General features: G+C 34.2%; 20 protein-coding genes. 11 read left to right on the top strand and 9 right to left on the bottom strand.

Features of this window, described 5'->3' with window-relative positions; translation table 11 throughout:
- Window positions 1-234: 234 nt before the first annotated feature.
- From AP058_RS10540 to nirK, 3 genes are all read right to left on the bottom strand, one after another.
- A complete protein-coding gene (locus AP058_RS10540) occupies window positions 235-861 on the bottom strand; it encodes an SCO family protein (protein ID WP_066310267.1) in 627 nt (208 codons plus the stop codon).
- A gap of 24 nt (window positions 862-885) precedes the next feature.
- Window positions 886-1,578: a formylglycine-generating enzyme family protein gene (locus AP058_RS10545; RefSeq protein ID WP_231739639.1), complete on the bottom strand. Its 693-nt coding sequence runs from the start codon at window positions 1,576-1,578 to the stop codon at window positions 886-888.
- Window positions 1,579-1,668: 90 nt separating this feature from the next.
- Window positions 1,669-3,123 carry a copper-containing nitrite reductase gene (gene nirK, locus AP058_RS10550; RefSeq protein WP_066310269.1) on the bottom strand — a complete coding sequence of 485 codons (1,455 nt, stop codon included), beginning with the start codon at window positions 3,121-3,123 and terminating at the stop codon, window positions 1,669-1,671.
- 289 nt (window positions 3,124-3,412) lie between these two features.
- On the opposite strand from nirK, the gene ric reads away from it, so the two are divergent.
- The 5 genes from ric (at window position 3,413) to AP058_RS10575 (ending at window position 6,902) form a co-directional block, all read left to right on the top strand.
- Window positions 3,413-4,144 (top strand): iron-sulfur cluster repair di-iron protein, encoded by a 732-nt coding sequence (ric, locus tag AP058_RS10555; protein WP_066310271.1) that lies wholly within the window; start codon window positions 3,413-3,415, stop codon window positions 4,142-4,144.
- A 126-nt stretch (window positions 4,145-4,270) separates the two neighbouring features.
- Window positions 4,271-5,479: a hypothetical protein gene (locus AP058_RS10560; RefSeq protein WP_066310273.1), complete on the top strand. Its 1,209-nt coding sequence runs from the start codon at window positions 4,271-4,273 to the stop codon at window positions 5,477-5,479.
- Entirely contained in the window at window positions 5,476-5,925 is a 450-nt protein-coding gene (locus AP058_RS10565) for a CopD family protein (protein WP_066310275.1), read from the top strand. The genes AP058_RS10560 and AP058_RS10565 overlap by 4 nt, the downstream gene beginning before the upstream one ends.
- Window positions 5,926-5,936: 11 nt before the next feature.
- Window positions 5,937-6,371 carry an Rrf2 family transcriptional regulator gene (locus AP058_RS10570; protein WP_066310277.1) on the top strand — a complete coding sequence of 145 codons (435 nt, stop codon included), beginning with the start codon at window positions 5,937-5,939 and terminating at the stop codon, window positions 6,369-6,371.
- 96 nt (window positions 6,372-6,467) lie between these two features.
- On the top strand, window positions 6,468-6,902 hold the full coding sequence (locus AP058_RS10575; protein ID WP_066310279.1) for a hypothetical protein: 435 nt from the start codon (window positions 6,468-6,470) through the stop codon (window positions 6,900-6,902).
- 92 nt (window positions 6,903-6,994) lie between these two features.
- Here the strand turns inward: AP058_RS10575 and AP058_RS10580 are convergent, their stop codons facing one another.
- From AP058_RS10580 to alaS, 6 genes are all read right to left on the bottom strand, one after another.
- Entirely contained in the window at window positions 6,995-7,999 is a 1,005-nt protein-coding gene (locus AP058_RS10580) for an LLM class flavin-dependent oxidoreductase (RefSeq protein ID WP_066310281.1), read from the bottom strand.
- Between the two features lie 74 nt (window positions 8,000-8,073).
- Window positions 8,074-10,371, bottom strand: a complete 2,298-nt coding sequence (locus AP058_RS10585) for a BamA/TamA family outer membrane protein (protein ID WP_197413400.1) — start codon at window positions 10,369-10,371, stop codon at window positions 8,074-8,076.
- A gap of 1 nt (window position 10,372) precedes the next feature.
- Window positions 10,373-15,448, bottom strand: coding sequence for a translocation/assembly module TamB (locus AP058_RS10590; RefSeq protein ID WP_066310283.1), 5,076 nt, complete (start codon window positions 15,446-15,448; stop codon window positions 10,373-10,375).
- Between the two features lie 213 nt (window positions 15,449-15,661).
- Complete coding sequence (locus AP058_RS10595; protein ID WP_066310285.1) at window positions 15,662-16,279, bottom strand: DUF4230 domain-containing protein; 618 nt, start codon at window positions 16,277-16,279, stop codon at window positions 15,662-15,664.
- The gene (locus AP058_RS10600) at window positions 16,272-17,240 is read right to left on the bottom strand and encodes a GSCFA domain-containing protein (protein WP_066310288.1); all 969 of its coding nucleotides are present in this window, start codon (window positions 17,238-17,240) and stop codon (window positions 16,272-16,274) included. Before AP058_RS10600 ends, AP058_RS10595 begins: the two co-directional genes overlap by 8 nt.
- A 296-nt stretch (window positions 17,241-17,536) precedes the next feature.
- Window positions 17,537-20,167 (bottom strand): alanine--tRNA ligase, encoded by a 2,631-nt coding sequence (gene alaS, locus AP058_RS10605; protein WP_066310290.1) that lies wholly within the window; start codon window positions 20,165-20,167, stop codon window positions 17,537-17,539.
- Window positions 20,168-20,379: 212 nt separating this feature from the next.
- Between alaS and AP058_RS10610 the strand changes: the two genes are divergently transcribed.
- The 6 genes from AP058_RS10610 (at window position 20,380) to AP058_RS10635 (ending at window position 24,334) form a co-directional block, all read left to right on the top strand.
- Window positions 20,380-21,357, top strand: coding sequence for a M23 family metallopeptidase (locus AP058_RS10610; RefSeq protein WP_066310292.1), 978 nt, complete (start codon window positions 20,380-20,382; stop codon window positions 21,355-21,357).
- A gap of 128 nt (window positions 21,358-21,485) precedes the next feature.
- Window positions 21,486-21,818, top strand: coding sequence for a MerR family transcriptional regulator (locus tag AP058_RS10615; RefSeq protein WP_066310295.1), 333 nt, complete (start codon window positions 21,486-21,488; stop codon window positions 21,816-21,818).
- Window positions 21,819-21,850: 32 nt separating this feature from the next.
- Window positions 21,851-22,435 carry a LemA family protein gene (locus AP058_RS10620; protein ID WP_066310300.1) on the top strand — a complete coding sequence of 195 codons (585 nt, stop codon included), beginning with the start codon at window positions 21,851-21,853 and terminating at the stop codon, window positions 22,433-22,435.
- Window positions 22,436-22,522: 87 nt separating this feature from the next.
- On the top strand, window positions 22,523-22,960 hold the full coding sequence (locus AP058_RS10625; RefSeq protein WP_066310303.1) for a TPM domain-containing protein: 438 nt from the start codon (window positions 22,523-22,525) through the stop codon (window positions 22,958-22,960).
- A gap of 3 nt (window positions 22,961-22,963) precedes the next feature.
- Window positions 22,964-23,791 (top strand): YgcG family protein, encoded by an 828-nt coding sequence (locus tag AP058_RS10630; RefSeq protein ID WP_066310306.1) that lies wholly within the window; start codon window positions 22,964-22,966, stop codon window positions 23,789-23,791.
- A gap of 129 nt (window positions 23,792-23,920) precedes the next feature.
- A complete protein-coding gene (locus AP058_RS10635; RefSeq protein WP_066310308.1) occupies window positions 23,921-24,334 on the top strand; it encodes an Rrf2 family transcriptional regulator in 414 nt (137 codons plus the stop codon).
- Window positions 24,335-24,542: the final 208 nt, after the last annotated feature.

The raw sequence follows: 24,542 nt of genomic DNA on the forward strand, positions 1-24,542 counted from the left end.
TAAGTGTAGTTAAAGTTAGACTATTCCTATCTAGTATCACTTGCAAATCCTATTATAACTAAAAAAACCAATACTTGCTTTTGACAGCTAATATTGGTTTTTAATTTTCCAAAACGAGTTCTAATCTCTTCTGTATTCTAATTTAAAAAGGGCATTATAAAATGATTTACTGATGAGCTTTATATAATTAGTTCCTAAAAACAGCAAAAAAACAACAGCTGTTTCGCAATAAGGTTAATGAAGCTTTTTTGCCTCTTCTTTAATTTTGGCTACCGTAGCCGCATCATTTACATTGATACCTTCTTGTTGGTACATTAATTCTCCTTCGGCATTAAATACACTGATAATGTTCGAATGCGAGAAATCTATTGGCGTTATCTTTTTGTAATTAACCGCTAAAACAGCCGCAAATTCTCTAGTATTCTCTTCGGTAGAGCGCAAGAACATCCATTGTTCTGACGTCATTTTATTTTCGATAGAAAAAGCTTTCAAACGCTCTGGTGTATCTACTTTGGGATCGATACTCAACAAAACAAATTTAACGTGCTCCTTACTCTTTTTGTCAAGTTGACTTTCGATATTTCTCATATCAGCAACTAATCTTGGACAAGCAGCCTGGCACGAAGTGTATATCATAACCATAACCACTACATTGCCGCGAAGCGATTTCAATTCAATATCTTTACCGTCTTGATTCGTCCATTGAGACGGAAGATTATAAATAGACATATCAGAAATCGGCTTTTCAGCTTCGTCTTCAGTCGTTTTTTTATCTCCCTTGCCATTACATGAAATAAGTAGCGAAATAAGAACTAAAAAAAACGAGTAGAAAATTTTATTTTTGATCAATGGTATTTTCATGATATTTTATTTTTGAATTATATCCTAAAGGTCTTTTGCACAGCGAAAACCTAAATTTTTAGTAGTAAAATTGGCCTTAAGACTTCCTCTAAAAGCATATCGCATAAAAGCAGCATAATTCATTAAATCCGTTGCATTTACAGATGCACTGCCGCAAAACAAATTCTGATCTGACGACTTGTCTTTTCGAGATTCACCCGACAAAAATATACTATTAAAATCAGCCGTCCACTCCCAAACCAATCCGTGCATATCGTAAACTCCCCAGTAATTTTTAAAAGTTTGACCGACAGGATTTACACTTGTATTTGGTTTTTCATACCAAGACATGATGTACTTGGTATAGTTCTCTTTTTTTCTAGCATCTCTACTTACGCTATCCGACATTGCTGCATATTCCCATTCGTCCATGCTTGGTAAACGTTTACCTTGACATTCACAATATTTTTTTGCAGCAAACCACGAGATATTAGTTACGGGTGCATTATTTAAATTTATACCGTAATCAAAATCGCTTTTCCACTGCGTTAAATAACTTTTATTAGCAAAAATACCTTTGATTTTAGATCGACTATAGTCGGGATATTTTTTTAAAAAAGTTAAATATTGTGCATTCGTCACCGGATAAATATCCAACTGAAACGAATCAATTACAACTGGTCTTTTATCAGCAGCACCATAAAGGGGAACAAAGCTCCCCTTTTTGATGATTGCCATTTTTGAATTTTGTGCTATTAACCCTGCAGATACAATCATTAAAATTAATAACACGCTCCTTTTAAACATAGTAGTTGAATTATAGTTTTACTATTTTCTAATAGCTTTAACCATTTCTGGTGTAATCACAGTTTTGTTATTACCCCAACTGCTGTAAACATATGTTAAAACGCTCGCTACTTGGTCGTCATTTAAATTTTGACTAGTCATCACGTTATTGTATTTTTTGCCGTTTACGGTAATTTCTCCACTTAAACCATGCAATACTGCATCGATTGAACGTTTGTAATCTGCATTTAAGAAATCAGATTTTGCCAATGGAGGGAATGCATTTGCCACTCCTTGTCCTTCAGATTGGTGACAAGCAAAACATGTTGTTCCATAAATAATTTTACCTGCAGCCACACGCTCTTCAACGCTTTTAGCTTTAACAACTTCCACTACATCTTTACGCTTAGGCATGTGTTGTGATGTTCCTCCTTCTGGCAAGTAAATCCCTTCTTGAATTGTTCCAGAATATACTTTTCCGTTTGCATCTCCATCAACGTGTAACATTGCCAAAGCTCCTTTGTTAAAGGCTCTAAAAATAGAGTGGTCAACCAAGATTACTTCTCCAGGAACTTCCACTTTAAATTCAATCATTGCTGCTCCACCTGCTGGGATCAATGTAGTTTGAACATTTTTATTAATTAAGCTTCCACCTTCTACGTGAACCTTATCAAAAATTTCACCAATTGCGTGGAAAGAAGACACTAAGTTTGGTCCACCGTTACCTACGTACAAACGAACTGTTTCTCCTCTTTTAGCTATTAATTTTTTATCATTTAAAAGTGCACCAACACTACCGTTAAACACAACATAATCTGGTGTTTCATTAATGGCTTTATCCATGTCAAATGGTTGCATACCTTGAGCACCATTAGCACCTTTAGTATAAAAATCTCCTTGCATGATGTAGTACTCTCTATCTACTTTTGGTAATCCACCTTCTGGCTCTACCAAAATCAATCCGTACATACCGTTGGCAATGTGCATTCCTACTGGTGCTGTAGCACAGTGATACACATAAAGACCTGGTTGTAATGTTTTAAAGTTAAATACTTTTTCATGACCTGGCGCTACTAGAGATGATGTTGCTCCACCTCCTGGACCTGTAACCGCATGTAAGTCAATGTTGTGTGGCATTTTATTGTCTGGGTGGTTTTTAAGGTGAAATTCAACCTCATCTCCAACACGCGTTCTAATAAAACTACCTGGTACTGTACCTCCAAATGTCCAGTACATGTACTTCACACCGTCTGCCATTTCGCCTTCTTGTTCCAATATTTCCATATTAACAACTAAGCGTTTTGCTGCACGATCACCAATTGGTTTTGGAACAAATGGTGGCGAAGTAAGCTCTGCTTCTTCTTTGCCATCTACGTTCATGTTTTCGTAATATTTAGCATCTTTATCTTCCTCTTTTTTACAAGAAAAAAGACCAAGTGAAGCAACTAGCATGAAGAGCATTATTTTGCTCATTCTTTTTAAATAAAATGTTTTCATAGTAAATAAATTAAATTAACCCTTTAATTATGGGATAAAATTAACATTTGAACAGCAACGCAGACATGATAAAAATCATTTATTACTAGTTTTGATTGTATATTTTATCAAAGGATTCATATGTTTTGATCGATTAAAAACTAAGATATAAAAATTTAAAGCAAAACAAAATCAAACAGTAAACAATTGTTAATAAAATTACAATTTAAATAAAAGACAATTTTATCTTTTATTTGAAATTTGTTCGTATATTTGTCCTTCGATTATCTAATATAAAAAATATAGAACCATGGAAATTTTAGAAAAAACAACAATAGGTGAATATGTCGCTAAAGATTTTAGAACTGCAGCCGTTTTTACACAATATGGAATTGATTTTTGCTGCAAAGGAAATCGTACAATCGAAGAAGCTTGCGAAAAAAAACAATTTAACAGCAATGAAGTTGAAGCTAAAGTAATGGATGTTTTAGCGATGAAAACGGATGAAGGAATCGATTTTAATTCTTGGCCTTTGGATTTACTTGCCGATTATGTTGAAAAAACACACCACCGTTATGTCGAAGATAAATCTCAAATCTTGTTGCCGTTTTTAGATAAATTATGCAAAGTACATGGCGCCTCCCATCCTGAACTCTTTAAAGTAAATGATCTTTTTATAGGTTGTGCTCAAGAAATGGCGCAACACATGAAAAAAGAAGAGCTGATCTTATTTCCCTTTATAAAAAAATTAGTAAAAGCAGAAGCAACTGACGGGAAATTTGAAAATCCACATTTTGGAACGGTTAATAATCCTATCGAAATGATGATGCACGATCACGTAGTTGAAGGAGAACGCTTTGTGAAAATTGCTGAATTAACAAACAACTACACGCCTCCCGCAGATGGCTGTAACACCTATAAAGTTACCTACGCCATGTTACAAGAGTTTGAATCAGATTTGCACAAACACATTCACTTAGAAAACAATATCTTATTCCCTAAAGCAAGTAAATTAGAAGAAAAATTACGAACTGCGCTCTAACACTAAAATTAATAAATTAGTTAAAACTACCGAAAAGCATTCCTGAAACAGTACTAAAAAGTGCGATCAGGAATGTTTTTTTTTACTACATTAGTTTTTCGAAAAGCTAACAATCAAATTGGTAACATGAAAAAATCTTGGTTAATTGCCTGTTTTAGTAATTTTTTTATTGCTGCGCTAATGGGCTTATTATTACGTTTTCTCTATCTAACACCTATTGACACAGTCAATTTTCAGTTTTTACTACACGGTCATTCTCATGTAGCAATGCTGGGTTGGCTTTACCTTATATTGTATTGTTTACTGGTTCATTTTTATATTCCGAAAGAACAGCAAAATAACGCAGTTTTGAACCGTTTATTTTGGATTACCGAACTGGCTGTGATTGGCATGATGGTTCGATTTCCTGTTGAAGGTTATGCGCTTTTATCTATTGTTTTCTCGACTTTACACATTTTTTGCAGCTATTATTTTTCGTATCTAATCTGGAAAAAGACGGTTTTTCAATCTGATCAAGAAAAAAAACTAGTACGCACTGCTTTAATATTTATGATTATCTCCACCTTTGGTGTTTGGGTTCTTGGTCCTGCCGTAGGAATGTTAGGCAAAGCAAGTGCTTTTTTTCAAATTGCAATTCAGTTTTTCTTGCATTTTCAGTTCAATGGTTGGTTCTTAATAGCGGTTTTAGTCTTGTTTTTATCGCAACTATCACTTAAAATTCCACCAGCTATTTTTCGCAAATTTTATATTTTATTACTTATTGCAACAGTGTTTACGTTGACATTACCGGTTAGTTGGTATTTGAAACATTCTGTCTTTTACTGGATCAATCTCTTCGGGGTTCTTTTGCAAGCAGTTGCTTTTTATTACCTCATCAAAGGTGTCGGATATGAATTTGCCGTTTTATTTCAAAAACTACCTGTATTAGAAAAATCAATTTATATTTTTACTTTTGGTTCACTAGCTGTAAAAATCGGTATTCAACTCCTGACTTTTATCCCCGAAATAACTGTAGTTTCACATCAAATTAGGAACTTTGTAATTGGTTTTATTCACCTTAATATGTTAGGAATAATTACGGGAATGGTTTTTATAATTTTAATAAAAATAAAACTACTACCAACGCATTCATTATTCGCTAAAACAGGGATAATATTGTTCTTTGCAAGTTACTTAATTACCGAAGTCATTTTGTTTAGCAAAGGTGTTTTTATTTATTTCGGCAGTCCATTACTATCACAGGCTACTCCCATACTTTTTGCTGCTAGTATCGGATTACCTTTAAGCATTCTATGTATAATAAGCAGTATTATTAAAACAAAACAATCTTTATGAATCACCATTTATTACTTGTTATTCATCTTTTATGCGCCGCAATTTGGATCGGAGGACATCTTCTTTTAGCCTTTGCTTACCTTCCGACTGCCTTAAAAAATAAAGACCCAAACATTATTTTAAAATTTGAGAAAAAATACGAACCCATTGGCTTGCCCTCCTTAGTATTGTTGGTAATTACAGGCGTTTTAATGGCACAGCAGTTTGGTGTGAATTACGAAAATTGGTTTGAATTCGCTAATCCGATCGAAAAAGTTGTTTCTTGGAAACTAACCTTGTTGGCAATAACGGTACTTTTTGCTTTAAGTGCACAATTTAGAGTAATTCCGAAGTTGAAAGAACACCCAAATAAATTACCCGAAATGGCATTTCATATCATATCTGTAACTACAATTGGTGTTATTATGCTAATTTTGGGGTCTTATGTTCGCTATGGCGGAATTTAAATACAAAAACTATGTTTTCTAAAACTTGTGAATATGGCATTCGTGCCACCATTTTTATTGCTTCTCGATCGTATCAAAACGAGCGCGTTGGCATGAGAGACATTGCAGAAAAAATTGATTCTCCTGAAGCTTTTACAGCAAAAATTATGCAGATTTTATCTAAAAATAATATAGTAAAATCGATAAAAGGTGTGGGAGGAGGATTTGAGATTCCGAAGCAAACAATGGCTAAAATTACATTAGCTCATATTGTAACTGCTCTCGACGGCACTAAAGTATTTACCGGCTGCGGACTGGGATTAAGCACTTGTTCGGAAGAATTTCCTTGTCCAGTGCATGATAAATTTAAATCGATTCGAAATGAATTGAAAGAAATGTTAGAAAATACTAATTTAGAAGAGCTCGCTTTGGGTATTAAATCGGGCGACACCTTTCTAAGACTTTAGTGCTAAAGGTGTTAATTAAATGATAAATTAAAAGTAAGCATTAAACCTAATTGTAAAAATACGGTCTTATACCTATAACTTTTAATAAAACGTATCATGAAAAAATTAGTATTAGCTGCATTACTTTCTATCGGAATGATAGGTTTTGCACAAAATCAACAAGACAAACAAAAACTGACAGTAGAGCAACGAAATGAAAAAAACTTGCAAAAACTAACGTCAGAATTAAATTTAGACAGCAAGCAGCAAAAACAAGTTGGCGATTTGTTAGCCTCAAGATCTGCAGAAATGCAGCAGTGGAAAATGACTAATAAAGATCGACAAACGAAACCATCCACTGAAGAGCGTGATGCTATGAAACAACAAATGAAAGAAAGAAAACTTTCAAATAACAATAAAATGAAAGCGATTTTAACTTCAGAACAGTACACTAAATACTCTGCTAATCAAGAAAAGAGAATGCAAAAAATGAACGATCGCAAAAATAAAAATCATACAGATAAGGAACACCATGAAGATCACAACGAATAATAACTCATCTTACAACTAGTTATTAAAAAAGAGGGTTTGACTCACAGCAGTCAAACCCTTTTTGCATTTAAAATTTAAAATACACCATCAAATTAAGCATTCAATTCGTCCATAACTTGTTTGACAATTTTTAAACTTTTCATTTTATCTTGATGATCGTAAATCGGACTCGTAATCATGACCTCATCAATTTTAGTATAGGCGATAAATTCTTTTAAATCTTTCTTCAATTTTTCCGCGTCTCCAATAAAAGAGCACGCAGTCATTTGGTTGACGTGAAAAAATTCTTGTTCACTCATTAATCCATCTAGAGATGCAAGCGGCGGTTGCATTGGTTTGCGATCATTACGCACTAAACCTAAAAACATCTGATACAAAGTTGTGGCAAGTACTTTAGCTTCCTCAGTTGTATCAGCTGCAACAGCGTTGACACAAGCTATAATTTTCGGTTGTTTTAAATGTTCTGACGGAATAAAATTATCTCTGTAAAACTCAAATGCTTGATACATTTGCTTAGGTGCAAAATGTCCTGCAAAAGCATACGGTAATCCTTTTGATGCTGCTAAAGCGGCGCTGTCCATACTAGAACCTAATATCCAAACTGGCACATCTGTTCCTTCTGCAGGAAACGCACGCACTTTTGACTCCGCATTCTTTTTAGAAAAATACATTTGAATCTTTTCGACATTTCGTGGAAATTGCTGTGACTGCTCATAAAAATCGGCACGAATGGCTTGTGCTGTTAAACCGTCTGTTCCAGGCGCTCGCCCTAACCCTAGATCAATTCTGTCAGGATACAATAGTTCTAAAGTTCCGAACTGTTCGGCAATAATTAACGGGGAATGATTGGGAAGCATAATTCCGCCCGAACCAACTCGAATGTTTTGAGTTTGTCCGGCAATGTAGCCAATCAAGACAACAGTTGCTGTACTGGCAACATGTGCCATATTGTGGTGTTCTGCCAACCAAAATCTTTTGTATCCTAAGTCATCAGCTAACTGTGCTAATTCTTTAGTTTTAAAAAAAGTATCGGTTGCGTCACTATCTTGAGTAATAAGAGCTAATTCTAATAAAGAAATAGGTATAGTAGTTTTCATAAATCGCGCTTTTTGTAAAATTACAACTATGCCTAGACCTCATGAAATATACCTTGTTAATCAATTTATAATTTTTAGAACGGATACCCAATGGCGATATTAAAAACCAAATTATCTTTTCTCCAACTACCGTCTCCAAAGCGAATATCGTCGACCACCCATCGCTGGCCTTCGGGCAGATAGGGAACACGTATAGGAAAAGCCAAATCAGTGCGAAGTACCAAGAATGACAAATCAAATCGCAAACCCGCTCCAATTCCTACTGCTGTTTCTTTTATAAAATTTTTAGTGAATTCTCCGCCAAGTTTCTCTGGATCCTTGTTTAATAGCCAAACATTTCCGGCATCAACGAACAAAGCGCCACGCACAATACTAAACAATTTAGCACGGTATTCAATGTTCATTTCCAACTTGATGTCTCCCGATTGATCCGGCAAAAAAGTTCCATCTGCATTTTCATTTATATAAGAACCTGGCCCTATAGAGCGTGCTCTAAAAGCACGAATACTATTAGTTCCTCCTACCACAAATTGTTTGATGGTTGGCAATGCTATCGAATTTCCGTAGCTGTATCCAAGACCGCCGATAATCCTTGATGCCAATTCACTGTTGCGGCCTAATTTAAAATAATGTCTAAAGTCGGTAGTAACTTTAGCATATTGGCTAAATGGAACTCCTAGAATTTTAACCGGATCTTCCTTTTTTATATTTGCCCCAGTTACTAATCCCGTTATATTTCCGGCTAAGTCCAATTCACCTTTAAAGTAAATCGTGTGTTTTTTATATTTTTGCATCGTATTCGTATACGTGTACGAATAAGTAGGTCCAAAAATTAATTGCTTTTCTATTATTTTTTCTAACGATGGATCTAAAGCTACCTTTTCTAAGTATAAGTCACTCACATTGTTGGGACTCACATAATTAACATCAAACACTTTTAATTCGTGTTCTTTCCTAATGTTTTCTTTCCACAAATAACCGTACGATGCTTTAAAAGAATTTAAACCATATAATTTGGTACGTTGCTGAAATTCATATCCTAATGCCACTTTTGTTTTAGGGACATAGCCACTAGCACTTTCTATCTTGAACGGTGCTATAAATCGTGGCCAAATTAAACTTGCCTCGCCTCCAAATTTAAATATGTCATAACCTTTGTTTGCTCCTGCCAATTGAAAATCAGCACCACCAAAAACTGATATAGTCAGTAATTCTGCTCCTCCAAATAGATTTCGATTGTTCCAGTTTAGGTTAATCTCCGTTCCGGTGTAGCTTGCCGAGTTGGTTTTACCTTTAACCTCAGCGCGTATAAATTTTTTGGGTAATAACGTCAAATAATAATAAGCGTCCAAACGATTAGGAAACTCGTCTGACTCTTTGAATTCATTTTTAACAAAGTTGAAAGTTCCTAAATTGACGAACCTATTTAATGTTAAATTATGATCGGTACGATTGTATAAATCGCCTTTTTTGAAATACAACGTTCTATCAAAAACATTCGGAGTAAAAGTATCTGTCGAGTCAATGATAGTAATATCGCCATATTGCAATATATCTGCTTTTTTATATTGCATACTGTCTTTCCCTAAAGTAAAATTTGGATAAACTACAATATCATTAATAGTATACGCTTGCTTGGCTTTTGAAGGTGTTTCATCCTTAATTTTTAAGTTGATGATTACCTCATGATCTCCTTTTGTACTGTCTACTTGAGCTAATAGGTAATCGGGATTAAAATAATAATAACCACGTTCTTTCATTCGCATGTCAATGCGTTCTCTTTCTGCTTTTATTACATCCAAATCGTACGGTTTACCAACTTTTAGCTTACTGCGTCGTTCGACCATTCGTCGTATTTGTTTAGATAATTTGGTAGAATCAGAAATAAAATTAACCTCCTTGATCATATATTGTTGATACGGCTTAACCACATATTCGGCAGATGCTTTTTTACCACGAGTGGTTGAATCGGCACTAACGCGTACTTTAAAATATCCTCTATTTTCAGTATAATTTCGGAGCAGAGATGCATTATAGTCCAAGTCGACTTGACTAAATAATACGGGTGCTTCGCCTACTTTATTTCTAAGCCAATAGCGAATTCCTTTTTCTTTTTTGGGTTCTCCAGCCAAATTATAGATCCATAATTTAGGACGCAAACCTAAGATTTGCTTGTTGGGCTTTGGCCGCAGCAAACCCTTTAATTCTGACGCAAGTGCTTTGCGCTCCTTTTTTCTCAAAATAGAATCTTCTACTTTTACAGAACCTCCTGTATACAATAATTCTCCTTCTGCCAAATACTTTGTATTGCCACACCCTACTGCAAAAAACAGCAAAACTCCTAATCCATATACTAAATAACTCCCTCTCATACTATTCTTTTTTCTGAGTATTATCTTTCTCAGCTTGTTCTTCGACCTTTCTTTCTTCTTTTCGTGCTTTTTCTTCACGAATCACTCGTCTTTCCTCTTCGGTGCGGTGGAACAGCTCTCTAAACTTATTGTAACTCATCGTAATGATAAAAGCTACTCCAGTTTCAACTACTTGTCCTTCTACAGCAACCTGATATTCATTTTTACGATAGGCTCGCATCATGTATCTTCCATCCGAAGTTAGTTGATAATCTAACGCCACATCTCCAGCAATATTGGTACTTTCCTCATTGTTTCGTTGTGCGCCTTCTAAACCAAAACTACTTCCTACCGTTACTTTTAAGCGATCGTTTAATAACTTCTTAGAAAGACCAACATTTAAATCGGTACGTTCTTGACGCGCTCCAGAAGTATAATCATCACTTGACTCTAAATCAAACTCCAATTGAACACCTTTAATTAAATCACCCGCCAAATTATTCAGTTGTTCCGATAGTATTTTACTCACACTCTGTCTCGCGATGGTTTCGGCACTAACGCCTCCACTTTCACTTTCAAACGGATTTTCTCCCACAAAACGATTCAACAATAACAAAGCGAACACTTGCTTGTTCATCTCTGCTGGATCTTGACGCAATTCTTCCAATTTTCCTTGCGAAAGTGTAACCACATCTGAAGAAACTCCGTAATTTCCATCAGGTAATTTGATGTCAAAAGAAATTTCTGGTTTCATTAACTCACCATTCATTTTTAGAATAGTTTGAAACGGAATTTTTTGTTTATATGTATTTCTGATTGTTGGGCTGTTGGTCGGCAACTGACTTCCTACCAAATCAATTGGCGCAGTTTCAACTTTATAAATCGCTGTAATATTTAATGTTGCTTCCGTTGGTTCACCATTCCAAATAATATAACTTCCTTTTTGAATGTCAAATTTTCGGTGCAACATATTAAAATTCATTTCGTAAGCTCCTTCGTCAAAAGTGTATTTACCAGTCAAAGTAGTTTTTCCTGACGGATCAATTCCACCTGTTAACTGCGCTTCTCCTTTTAAATTTAAATAATCACCATTGGCTTTATCAATTAACAAAGTAAGCTCTGCTTCTTTACTAATAGCAATCGCCACATTTACATTCATTCCTAACAATTCGGACTGATTCAGTTTTGTTTGCAATTCTTTGGTTTGACGTAAGTACACATTGTCTTCGTCTACAAACTCTACAATTCCCTCCCTATCTGCAATCGAAGGATCAGATTGTGGCATAACCACGGTAAACTTTGTGTCTTTATTAATGGTTACATTTCCATCCACTTCTGGACTTTGTAATGTTCCATTCACATTTAACTTTGCATCTAAAAACAAATCCCCATAAAACAAATCACTATCTTTTGCTTTTGAGTTTACCGCTCTAAAATTATCAGCCTTAACAGTCAATCCAAAATTATAATTAATAAAATCAGCGGTTTTAATATCTCCGTTTAAAACTAAATCATTCTTATTCTCATCTACAACGGCAAACGTATCTAAATGTATGGTTTCGTTATTAAAAGTAATTTTTTCATTTTTAATGGTAAAGAATGAGTTCAATTGGGTAACTCTAAATCCAGCATCTACAAACTGTAGCATTCCGTTTACTTTTGGTGCATCTACAGTTCCATTTACTTTAAAATTTCCGGTCAATTTACCCGTTCCTTCGCTTATATTACCCATAGTAAAGCCTTGAATACTTTTAATATTCAGCATATTCATATCTAAATTCAAATCTAAGCTTCCTTTACTAATGCCGTAATTTCCAGAAATCTTTACATCATTACCTTCTCCTGTTAAACCTACATTGGCTTCGAGTGTATCTGCGCTCTTGTTATTGACTTTTACACTAAGATCACCAACTGGCTCGCCCATAAAAGCAAATTGTTCTACTTTCAAGTCCGATGTAAAAACTGCTTTTGTGGTCATGTTTTCAATTCGAGCCGAACCATTAATTAATCCTTCAGCCAAAACTGCGTCTTTTTGGACCATACTTAAAATAGTACCTATTTTAAAATTGGCAAATTCTATATTCAAAGGCACATCTTTCGACTTTCCTTCTGATTGGATTTTAAGTAAATCACTGCCATTGCTTAATTCGAAGTTGTCAATATAAATTCCCTTACTTCCAAAAGCAATGCTATTATCTGGATTTATTTTCCAATTTTCATAATTCAATAGTAATTTATCAATGTCAATTGTAAATGTATTTTGACCTTCATTGGCTGCTAAACCACCAGCAAGGTAATACCGTTCTTTTTTAGATTTATCTAAAATCTGCAAGGCGTAAGTCAATTTATTGTCGGCAATTGTTCCTCTTAAGCTCGTAAATGGCAACTCAAATTGGGCATTTTGTACCGTTCCTAAATTAACTTCATAATCAATTGCATCTTCTTTTGCTTCTACATTAATTACTCCTCCAGAAATTGTATTTCCTGCATAAACCAATCTCGGAATAGTACCTTTTACGACTAACGTATCGGCTCTATTATCGTATTTGGCATGCAAATCAATCGGCTCTAAACTTGTTAATTCTGGAATCAACTGAAATAGAATTGGATCATTGTCAATTTTAAGATCTAAAGTAAATTGTTGATCGTCTTTTATCTTGGCTGCCTTTTTATCGGTGACGTGCAAATTGATGTACTTAGAAACTGTTTCTTGTAATGCATCTGCCAGTGTGCTCAATTTATATTTTCCATTCATTTCAGCCTTTAAAAACTGAGAACTTATTTTGATGTTGTTTTTTTCCGAATCAGAAAAAGCAATTATTTTGATAGAATCCAAAACCATGGGTTCGGCGTCTTTTAAAATCTGAACGTTCGAGGCCACAATCTTTCCATTCAATTTATCTGGATTGCTATTGGTCACATCTGCAACAATGTTTCCACGCAATTTTAACGGACCAGCATGCAAATTTAATTTGTCTAAATCGGCTATGTCTAAATTTAAATTCAATTTGACCGCTGGATATTTATCTTTAAAACGACCATTAGCAACCAAATCGAACTTAATATTTGGATCAGCACTATTACTTTTTACATCAAAATTTCCGTTGGCAATGCTTCCATTCAAACTAATGTTAGTGTAATTGTATTTATTAAAATTGGCTTGTTTTACAATAGCATCCACTTTTGCATTTGCAGTTTTAGGATCCAAGCCTTTCCCTTTTACTTTAGCATTCAACGTAATTTTTCCAACCGAATCATTTTTAATTAATCGACCTAAATCAAAATTGGTAAACGCAACATCTGCATCGTACTTTTCTTGATTTTTAATTCGTTGATCAAAAAGCGCATCAATTTTTGCAGCACCATAACTGCTTCTTAAATTTAGGTCAGTTTTAAAATTTGCAATTGTTCCTTTAAATTTACCATTTAAATCAAATTTTGACGGCAACTGAATCGAATTCGGAATCGTTCCTTTTGGAATAAATGAGTTAATATCTTTGGCAGTGCTCGATAAATTTTGAATGACAATATCCAAATACATTTTATCGGTATCGGGCAAACCTGAAATTTTACCTGATGCTTTAATTTTAGTAGTTCCTAATCCATCAACTTCTAAAAGAGGAATAGAAAGGTCTTTAATTTTGCCTTTTACACGCGTATTTAAACTTAATATCGCATTTGGCTTACTCTTAAAAGGATTCGTGTTTTGCAAATTAGGAGCCAAAATTAATATATCTTGAAAGGCAATTTTGGTATTACTTAAATTAGCATCAATCACGGTCTCTCCAATGTGTGTAGAAAGTGACTTAACAGAAGCATAATGGAGTTGCACATTGTCTTTCAAAATTGTTTTTGGCGTTTTTAAATATAACTTTTGAAGCGATGCTTTTTTAGGTCCATAAATAAAATCTGTTTTTAAAGCCTGAATATTCAGTCCACTTCTTTCTTGAACGGTTAATGAATGTACTTGTCCCGAAATTGTATCGTTTGCATAATACAGTTCCCCAATTCTCGTATTAAAGTTTTTCAAATCCAAATGAGAGTAATCAATACCTTTTACTGCTTTTCTGGTTTGCATATCATCGTAACGAAAAGCAATATTTTGAAAATCTACCGATTTCAATTTAACTCTCCATCCTTGTTGCTTAATACTTGTGCTGTCTAATTTTGGAGTTTTGATTTCTCTGTCACTTTTTCCTAAAAGTAAATTTCCTTTTAAATTTTTGACTTCAAACGACTTTAAATCAATAGATTGCTTATTAATATCTATCGAATTGACCACTAGTTTTAAATCACCCAAATCTAAACCTGAGTTCAATCTGGAGTCCTTATTGTCGTAGAGAATTTTAATTTTAGAAAGCTGAATTTTATCTAGCTTCAATTTAAAATGAGGCGTTTTCGATATTGTATCCAACGTTTGTACCGAAGTTTCGGCGATTTTCTCGACCATATCTTGGTTCATAGTCAACTGAAAACCATTTAAATTGATGTCCGGAATATTAAAATCCATGCCATCTAAGTCGAATTTATTAAATTTGGTATGAAACTCATTCAGCTTCAAATGAACATCATTTTTAGCTAGTACATCTTTAAACCCAAACTTAATATTTTTTAAATCTAGTTGAACTACGCTAATTGTATACGGCGTACTGGTTGTATCTTTTGGTTCCGAATTTGGAGATTCAAAAGCCTTAATTATGTAATCGAAATTAAAAACGGAATCCTTGTTTCTTGAAATATTAGCCGTAGTATTTTCAAGTAAAAATGAATTGATTTCAATTTGATGATTTAAAATTTTAAATAAATCAATATCAACTTCCAAGCGTTTCCCACTCAACAGCGTGTCCTTTTTTTGGTCTTCAAAATAAAAACCTTCTAAAATTATTTTTTTTGGAAAACGAATAGAAATATGATCAACTGCTACCTTTGTTTTAATTTTACCTTCCAAAAAAGTAACGGCTTTGTCCTTGGCGAAATTCTGCACCGATGGCACCTGGATTAAAACAATTAACAACAACAAAATAGCCACAATAATTCCGACACACCAAAGTACAATGCGAATTATTTTTTGAACTATTGCAGGAATTTGTACACTCATTCTTTATAGGTTTCTGTTTGAATTGTCCTTCTTTACAAGACGTAATTAACAACATCAAATTTCTAAAAATTGAAATTCTAACTGTTATATAATTGTAATAATTTGTTTTACTATTTCTGACTTAAAAAAACAAATGGAAGCGAAAAGCATCTACGTTTATGGTAACGCCATAAAATTTAAAAAACGCTAGAAGATTATTCTGCGTTCTATTTATTACAACTTTAAATCTTGCTTTAAATCAGATTCTTGTTCGATTACTTGTCCCTCGTATTGCAAGGTCCAGCCCATTGTTTTAGTTAGAATCAAAATTTTAGACAATTCACTAATTAATCTGTTTTTAGCATTAGATTTTAAACTGGACTTTGCAATTTTCTTAGCTAAATTAGCTTTTACAGATGCATTGATTTTATTATAATCTTCACCTGTAAACGGATTCAACTGACTTTGTTCCACATCATAAAACTTAATATCAGGACTTATTTTGATCTCTTCTTTGGGGATAGAGATAATTGTTATCGTTTTATTTTTTTCATCGATATCGTATTTCATTTGATGCAAATCATACGAAACCGTAACATCTGCATTTACCACAATCAATGCTTTCTTCTCAAACGAAAACATTTTCATTAAATATTTTTGCTGATCTTTATAGGTTATTACTTCTGAAAAATGACCTTCGGTGACAACCAATTTACCCACATTAACAATCTGTTCTTGAATCAAATTATTGTAATCTATAGTTGATGTATCGTCTTTTTTAAATTCGCAAAAGCGAAAAGCTAAAAGAATAACTACAACAATTGCCGAAAATAAAAGTATTTTTCTAATCATTTTTAAATTGAATGTGCGGATAGCGTGTTACTAAAGTACTAATTTTTTCATGCAATTTGGCTACGAATTTTAAATGACTTTCTGAATTTGGATTGAATGGTTTGTGCAGCAGACTTTTCTGAATCGTATCAATTTCTTCTATTACCGAAAAAGTATTTTCTGAAATGTAATTTTCTTTAAAAAGCTTCCAAATGTATCGAGTCGCCGTAACGTTTGGATGAAGCATATCTTCAGCATAAAACCGATAATCACGAAGTTCATCCATCACAATTTCATAAGAAGGAAAGTACTCTAAAGCTTTTTGTTTGAAAAGTTCCCTTTTTGAGATGCCATAAACAGTGGTAATCAAATTTGCCTTACTCACCTGATTTTCTATAAAACCATCTTTGATATGACGTACAGGCGAAATGGTAATTGTAATTTTACAATCGCTGTTGAGTTGCTGAATTAAAAGCAATGTATTTTGAATTGCGTGTTGATTTTCTTCTGCAGAAAGCAATACTTTCTCGAACTCCTTTTGTGGCACTTTATGACAATTGGCAACAATTTGATTTGCTTTTTTTTCTTTATAAACCCAAGAAGTTCCGTATGTAATGATAAGATGACTGGCTTCAGAAATTTGCTTATTAGTCGATTGAATACGCTCGTTTAAGATTTCTAAAAATTTTTCTTTATCTGGGTTACTCAATTCCGAATGGACCTCATAACAATGCCACAAGTCGTTATAAAAGAAAATATCTTTTTCAGTGAATTCAATGAAATTCACTGCTCGATACATCAATTTTTCGATAGAAACCGCATTAAATATAATTCCGAATGGATTAATAGTATTTTGAAATTTAAAATAGCTTAGTTTCTCGCCCATATTTTCGACAAAACACGAACCCAATAAGATTATTTTGGAATTGTAATCAATTGGTGATTTAGTTTTGAAAATTGGTATTTGGGTGGTGAATTGCATAAGTATTAAAATAAGTGATTAACGATTTTTGATTACTTCAAATTAGCCTACTTAGACAAATTTTGCATTCCGATGAAGGCAGCATATCTGTAACGGACGGAACTTTTTAAAAATTTCACTTGTCAGAATCATAGTCCGGATTGAAAAAAAATTCATTTAAATTTACGCTTATTCTACAAAATTAAAAAGTCTAAATAATTGAACACTCAATTATTTAGACTTTTAATTATCAAGATAAAATCTTCAAACCTTTGATTACTAACCCCTTCTTTTCTTTGTACCTCTTTCAAAAAAACTTACTTCACAAACTCCAAAGAATTTTCTAAAGCCAAAGGAATTCCTTCTGCATTTTTACCGCCAGCAGTAGCAAAAAACGGTTGTCCGCCTCCACCACCTTGAATGTGCTTTCCTAATTCGCGAACTACTTGCCCCGCGTTCAGCTTTCTATCAGCAACCAATTCTTTAGATATGTAGCACGTTAGCATTGGTTTTCCTTCTTCGACAGTTGCCAAAACAAGAAATAAATTAGTTCCTAAAGTCCCTAATTCGTAAGCTAAATCTTTCGCTCCTTCTGCATTCAAATCTACTTGTTTCGCTAAAAATTGAATCCCGTTTATTTCTTGCAATTCTTTCGCCAAGTCCCCTTTCATATTTTTAGCTTTATCTTTCAATAAAACCTCCAATTGTTTTTTCAATTTAGCATTATCTTCTTGCAAAGAAACTACTGCTTTTATTGGATCTTGCGCATTTTTAAGCACCTCATTTATCTCTTTTAACTTATCGGATTGGCGGTGAAAATATTCTTTTACTGCTCCAGAAGTAATCGCTTCAATACGACGAACTCCAGCTGCAACAGCACCTTCACTCACAATTTTAAAATACCAAATATCGGCAGTATTATTTACGTGAATTCCCCCACACAATTCCATACTGTCACCAAACTTAATTGCACGAACATTATCACCGTATTTCTCTCCAAACAAAGCCATTGCACCTTCTTCAACCGCTTGCGCGAAAGGTACGTTGCGTCTTTCAATGAGCGGTAATTGTTCTTGAATACGAGCATTTACAAAATCTTCTACTTGTTGTAACTCTTCATCAGTCACTTTTGAAAAGTGTGAAAAGTCAAAACGCAAGTTTTTCGAATTAACCAACGATCCTTTTTGCTCTACGTGCGTACCCAACATATGGCGCAACGCTTGATGCATTAAGTGTGTCGCCGAGTGATTTGAAGCCGAGCTTTTTCTATTGTCTTGATCAACATAAGCGGTAAAAAATCCACTAAGATTACTTGGTAATTCTTTCGCCAAATGAATGATCACATTATTTTCCTTCTTAGTGTCGATGATATAAATTACATCGCCATTTCCTGCTTCAAAATAACCTTTATCTCCTACTTGTCCTCCACCTTCTGGATAAAAAGGCGTCATATTAAATACTATTTGATAGACCTCACCGTCTTTTACACTTTCTACTTTACGATATCGTGTAATTTTTACTTTGGCATGCGTGTGATCGTAACCAATAAATTCTTCTTCTTCATCATCGACCAAAATTTGCCAATCGCCTGCTTTTACTTTCGAAGCCGCTCTCGAACGGTCCTTTTGTTTCTGCAATTCCGACTCAAACTCCGCTTCATCCAATTCCAATCCATTTTCAGAAAGAATTAAGGCCGTTAAGTCAATTGGAAAACCATAGGTATCGTATAATTCAAATGCTTTTTTACCCGAAATAACTTTTTCCGTTGTGTTGACAATAATGGTTTCTAGCAAAACTAATCCTTGATCAAGTGCCCGTAAAAAGGAATTTTCTTCTTCGCGAATTACATTGGTAACCAATGTTTTTTGAGAACGAATTTCTGGAAAAGAGTCGCCCATTTGAGCACTTAAAACTTCAACCAATTTATAAATAAAAGGCTCTTTGGTATTTAAAAAAGTAAAACCGTAACGAATAGCACGACGTAAAATACGACGAATTACATAACCCGCTCCAGTATTGGAGGGCAATTGTCCATCAGCAATAGCAAATGCTACAGCACGAACGTGATCTGCAATTACACGAATTGCAATGTTGATTTTTTCTTCTTCATCATCCGAAGCTTTAATCGTATATTTCGAACCCGTTATTTCTTCGATTTCTTTAATTATTGGCGAAAAAACATCGGTATCATAATTAGATTGTACGTTTTGTAAAACCATACACAAACGCTCAAAACCCATTCCGGTATCTACATGTTGTGCTGGTAATTTTTCAAGAGAACCATCGGCTTTACGGTTAAATTCCATAAATACGTTGTTCCAAATTTCAACCACGTGTGGATGATCTGCATTTACTAAAGTCTTACCATCAGTCTTTGCTTTCTCCTCCGCCGAACGAATGTCAACGTGAATTTCAGAACAAGGTCCGCATGGTCCTTGATCGCCCATTTCCCAAAAGTTATCTTTTTTATTTCCCAATAAAATACGGTCTTCTGCAATTAACGTCTTCCAAATATCGTACGCTTCTTGATCAAAAGGAACATTTTCTTCTTCGCTTCCTTCAAAAACAGTTACATATAATATGTCTTTGTCAATTTTGTACACTTCAGTCAATAATTCCCAAGCCCAATGAATGGCTTCTTTCTTAAAATAATCACCAAAAGACCAGTTTCCTAGCATTTCAAACATCGTGTGATGATAGGTATCAATACCTACTTCTTCTAAATCGTTGTGCTTTCCAGAAACGCGTAAACATTTTTGTGAATCAGCTATTCTTTGACTTTTTGGCTTGGCGTTTCCTAAAAAATATTCTTTAAACTGCGCCATTCCCGAGTTGTTAAACATTAAAGTCGGATCGTCTTTAAGTACAATCGGCGCCGAAGGAACGATAAGATGCCCTTTGCTTTGAAAAAAGTCTAGAAATTGTTTACGTACTTCTTGTGATTTCATTTTATTTAAATTGAATGATTGAAAGATCTAAAATTGAAAGATTTAAAAGCTTGAACTACGCGATAAATCTTTATATTTTCAATCTTATTTCTATATATCAAAAAGGTTTAATAATATAATTATCTTTGAAAAAATGACGAACAACTGAAACATTTCTTAAATTTGTTCGACCAACCTTTTTTACGAAGTGCAAAAATAGGGTATTTTAAAATATGGCGAAAGTAAAATATTATTACGATTCTGAAAATCTGGCGTATCGAAAAATAAAAACAAAAAAACGAACTAAATTTGGCGTTTTCGTTCTTTTTTTCGTGGCTTCGTCTTTGTTTGGATTTTTGGCATTTATTCTTTTATTAAATATGCCTTTTTTTGAAACCCCAAAAGATCGACTGCTTACGCGTGAAATTGAAAACTTGAAATTAAACTACGCCATTTTAAATAAAAAAATGGATGAAATTGATGCCGTTGCAGATGCCTTGGGCGAGCGAGACAACAATTTATATCGCGTGTACTTTAATAAATCTGAAATCTCTGATTCTATTCGAAAATCAGGGCTTTTAGGAAAAGACCGCTACACAAAACTAGAAGGCTACAACAACTCACAACTGGTTAAAAATACCACTAAAAGAATGGACGGTTTGTCTAAAGAATTGGCGATTCAATCCAAATCATTAGATGAAATTTTAAAACTAGCGAACGCTAAAGAAGATTTATTAGCTGCTATTCCTGCGATTCAGCCGGTACAAAATGAAAATTTAAAACGAATGGCATCTGGTTTTGGTTATAGAAGTGACCCTTTCACGAAAGTGAGAAAGATGCACGCGGGAATGGATTTTACCGCTAACACCGGAACGCCAATCTACGCCACAGGAGATGGTGTAATCGCACGAGCGGACAATAATGCCTCGGGATACGGCAATCATGTAGTGATAAAACATGGCTTTGGATATGAAACATTGTATGCACACATGAGCAAATACAACTGTCGCGTGGGTCAAAAAGTACAACGTGGAGACGTAATTGGTTATGTTGGAAGCACTGGCCGATCGCAAGGGCCACACTGTCATTATGAAGTTCATAAAGATGGAAAAGTCGTGAATCCGTTGAATTTTTATTACGGAAACATATCGGCGGCAGAATACGTTGCCATTGCGAAATTGGCCAATTTAGAAAACCAATCGTTAGATTAACATTTTCTTAGTTTTGATTTGTTCTTTTTAATAGTAAATTTACTGTTGCTAGGGCAATTAAAACTGATTTTTAGTATGTAGTTGCTATTGAAATTACCGTTGCTTTTTAATTTAGTACGAGATAAATTATGCATATTGAGCTTTCAAAGGACAAAAGATATTTTAGCATTGGCGAAGTAGCCAAAGCTTTTGCCGTCAATGCGTCTTTGATTCGGTTTTGGGATAGCGAATTTGATATTTTGAAACCAAAAAAAAATGCCAAAGGCAATAGAATGTTTACTCCCGAAGATGTCAAAAATTTGCAATTGATATATCATTTAGTAAAAGAAAGAGGTTTTACTTTGGAAGGTGCCAAAACCCATCTAAAGCAAGGACAGAAAAAAACATTAGATACATTTGAAATTATACGTAAATTAGAAAGTATTAAATCACAATTAACCGCCATTAAAAGCGAACTATAACAAGAAACATTAAAACTTAAAATTAGACAAACATGAAAAAATGGTTAATCCCCGTAGGAATTATTGTAGCACTTATTGCTATTATTGCTTTTTGGTCAATTGGAATTAAAAACACAGCTTTAAAACACAGCCAAGCTGTTAATAAAGAATGGGGAAATGTACAAACGGCTTACCAAAGACGTAACGACCTTATCGGAAACTTGGTGAACACAGTAAAAGGTGCAGCTGATTTTGAAAAATCAACTCTAACTGCTGTTATTGAAGCGCGTGCAAAAGCTACTTCGGTAACTATTGATCCCGCTAATGTTACGCCAGAGCAATTGTCTCAATTTAACCAAGCTCAAAGTGGCGTTTCGTCTTCTTTATCTCGATTACTGGTTTCTGTTGAAAGATATCCGGAGTTGAAAGCCAATCAAAATTTCTTAAAATTACAAGATGAATTGGCCAGCACTGAAAATCAAATCTTAACAGCTAGAACTCGTTTCAATGAATCTGTACAAGTTTACAATAGCTACGTGTTAACTATTCCGAACAAGTGGTTCTTGAGCGAATACAAAGAAAAACCATATTTTGAATCGGTTGCAGGTGCTGATAAACCAGTTGAAGTTAAATTCTAATACAACATTTTTGATTAACGATTTTTAATCGCAGCTTGAAAAGGCCGCTTTTAAAAATCGTTAATCTTCATTTTAAAGATACTGTAAATGTCAAAAGTAGAAGATTTTTTAAGTAAGGAAGAAGAGCAAGAAATTGTGGAAGCGATTCGTATAGCCGAAAAAAACACCTCGGGCGAAATAAGAGTGCATATTGAAAAAACGACTTCGAAACTGCATTTTGACAGAGCTTTAGAAGTTTTTGAGGAGCTTAAAATGGATGCTACTGAATTGCAAAATGGTGTTTTATTTTATTTTGCTGTAGCGGATAAAAATTTTGTTATTTGTGGAGACAAAGGAATTAACGATCTGGTAGCTGCTGATTTTTGGAACAGTACCAAAGAACTAATGGCAAAGCAGTTTCAACAAAAAAACTTTAAACAAGGAATAGTTGATGGTATTTTGATGGCTGGAGAACAGCTTAAGAAATATTTCCCTTGGTCGGTAGACGACGTCAACGAATTATCTAATGAAATCTCAAAAGGATAACTAATGAAAATTTCCCCAAATAAAGCATCAAATTCCAACGGAATTATTCAAATTGTCTTTTTAACAATCGCTTTTTTTATCACAAATTGTGCATTTTCGCAATTTACCATTCCCGAAAAACCTAAGTTTCAAACGTCGGTTTACGATTATGCCAATGTGTTAAGTGCAACAGAAAAAACGCAGTTAGAAGAAAAACTAGTCCGCTATTCAGACTCTACTTCGTCTCAAATTGTAGTGATTACAATCGAAAGTTTAAAAAACGAGGACATTGGAATTTTGACCCCTAAATGGGCACAAGAATGGGGAATCGGACAAGCGAAAGAAGATAATGGTGTTTTAATTTTATTAGCTAAAGACGAAAGAAAGATTTGGATTTCGCCAGGTTACGGTTTGGAAGATCGACTGACTGCCGGTATTGGTGGTGAAATAGCTCGTAACATTATCATTCCAGAATTTAAAGCAGGTAGTTATTATCGTGGTCTTGATAAAGGCGCAGATGCAATTTTTGATGTTTTTAAAGGAAAGTATAAAGGTTCTCGAAAACAAAGCAAAGGACAAGATTTTCCTATTTTACCATTTATAATTATTGTGGTAATTGTACTATTTCTATTAGCCAAAAATAAAGGTGGCGGTGGCGGAAACTCAGGCAACAGAGGTGGTGGCGGTCCTAGTTTATTAGATGCTATTATTTTAAGTAATTTGGGTCGAAGTGCTGGAGGTTTCGGAGGTTTTGGCGGCGGATCATCTGGTGGTGGTTTCGGTGGCGGAGGTTTTGGTGGTGGCTTTGGTGGCGGTGGATTCTCTGGAGGAGGTTCTGGAGGAAGCTGGTAAAATGAAGGAGTTAATTTTAAAATAGTAAGACTTAAAATTAAATAAATTAGCTACAATCTTCAGATTTGTAATTCACAGTTAATAATTTACAATTTTTTACCTCAATTAATATTTTACAATTCACAATACATGTTATCACAAAAGGCAAAATACGCGCTTAAGGCTTTGCTTTATTTAGCCAGTCAAGAGGAGAATCACATTTCCCGCACTATAGAAATTGCGGAAGGTGCCAACATACCTAAAAAGTTCTTGGAGCAGATTCTATTGGATTTAAAGCGAGCCCATTTTGTAAGTAGTAAACAAGGAAAAATGGGTGGCTATTATCTCGTCAAGTCCAAAAATGAGATTACTTTAGCCGATATTCATCGCTTATTTGATGGCGCTATTGCCTTACTTCCTTGTGCTTCCTTAAATTTTTACGAACGTTGCATCGATTGCAAAACGGAGTCAGAATGCAGTCTCAGACAGGGTTTGGTGCTTATTCGTGATGAAACTTTAAAAGCGATGGAAGGCATAACTGTTGCCTCTTTAGTCCATAAATAAAAATATTTTTATTTAAACTCGACTAATTCGGTAGAATTAATGTATATTTGTCAAAAATTTATTGTAGAAACAAAATTATAAACTATGACAACCAATCCAGACAAAAAAGAAAGACCACGAAAACGAGTATCAAAAGCAATAGAAAGTATTACGATGTGTATGTGTTGGTAAAAAAAATCAAATTAAACTACACTAATCACATATACAT

Origin of the sequence: Flavobacterium sp. TAB 87 (assembly GCF_001529295.1) — a bacterium.
Classification (GTDB): Bacteria; Bacteroidota; Bacteroidia; order Flavobacteriales; family Flavobacteriaceae; genus Flavobacterium.

Bases quoted from the DNA above. Each gene is read 5' to 3' on its own strand.
- AP058_RS10590 (WP_066310283.1), bottom strand. From the start codon at position 15,448: ATGAGTGTACAAATTCCTGCAATAGTTCAAAAAATAATTCGCATTGTA.
- AP058_RS10625 (WP_066310303.1), top strand. From the start codon at position 22,523: ATGTCAAAAGTAGAAGATTTTTTAAGTAAGGAAGAAGAGCAAGAAATT.
- AP058_RS10615 (WP_066310295.1), top strand. From the start codon at position 21,486: ATGCATATTGAGCTTTCAAAGGACAAAAGATATTTTAGCATTGGCGAA.
- AP058_RS10575 (WP_066310279.1), top strand. From the start codon at position 6,468: ATGAAAAAATTAGTATTAGCTGCATTACTTTCTATCGGAATGATAGGT.
- AP058_RS10565 (WP_066310275.1), top strand. From the start codon at position 5,476: ATGAATCACCATTTATTACTTGTTATTCATCTTTTATGCGCCGCAATT.
- AP058_RS10545 (WP_231739639.1), bottom strand. From the start codon at position 1,578: ATGGCAATCATCAAAAAGGGGAGCTTTGTTCCCCTTTATGGTGCTGCT.
- AP058_RS10635 (WP_066310308.1), top strand. From the start codon at position 23,921: ATGTTATCACAAAAGGCAAAATACGCGCTTAAGGCTTTGCTTTATTTA.
- nirK (WP_066310269.1), bottom strand. From the start codon at position 3,123: ATGAAAACATTTTATTTAAAAAGAATGAGCAAAATAATGCTCTTCATG.
- AP058_RS10585 (WP_197413400.1), bottom strand. From the start codon at position 10,371: ATGAGAGGGAGTTATTTAGTATATGGATTAGGAGTTTTGCTGTTTTTT.
- AP058_RS10610 (WP_066310292.1), top strand. From the start codon at position 20,380: ATGGCGAAAGTAAAATATTATTACGATTCTGAAAATCTGGCGTATCGA.
- AP058_RS10540 (WP_066310267.1), bottom strand. From the start codon at position 861: ATGAAAATACCATTGATCAAAAATAAAATTTTCTACTCGTTTTTTTTA.
- AP058_RS10600 (WP_066310288.1), bottom strand. From the start codon at position 17,240: ATGCAATTCACCACCCAAATACCAATTTTCAAAACTAAATCACCAATT.
- ric (WP_066310271.1), top strand. From the start codon at position 3,413: ATGGAAATTTTAGAAAAAACAACAATAGGTGAATATGTCGCTAAAGAT.
- AP058_RS10630 (WP_066310306.1), top strand. From the start codon at position 22,964: ATGAAAATTTCCCCAAATAAAGCATCAAATTCCAACGGAATTATTCAA.
- AP058_RS10570 (WP_066310277.1), top strand. From the start codon at position 5,937: ATGTTTTCTAAAACTTGTGAATATGGCATTCGTGCCACCATTTTTATT.
- AP058_RS10595 (WP_066310285.1), bottom strand. From the start codon at position 16,279: ATGATTAGAAAAATACTTTTATTTTCGGCAATTGTTGTAGTTATTCTT.
- AP058_RS10620 (WP_066310300.1), top strand. From the start codon at position 21,851: ATGAAAAAATGGTTAATCCCCGTAGGAATTATTGTAGCACTTATTGCT.
- alaS (WP_066310290.1), bottom strand. From the start codon at position 20,167: ATGAAATCACAAGAAGTACGTAAACAATTTCTAGACTTTTTTCAAAGC.
- AP058_RS10560 (WP_066310273.1), top strand. From the start codon at position 4,271: ATGAAAAAATCTTGGTTAATTGCCTGTTTTAGTAATTTTTTTATTGCT.
- AP058_RS10580 (WP_066310281.1), bottom strand. From the start codon at position 7,999: ATGAAAACTACTATACCTATTTCTTTATTAGAATTAGCTCTTATTACT.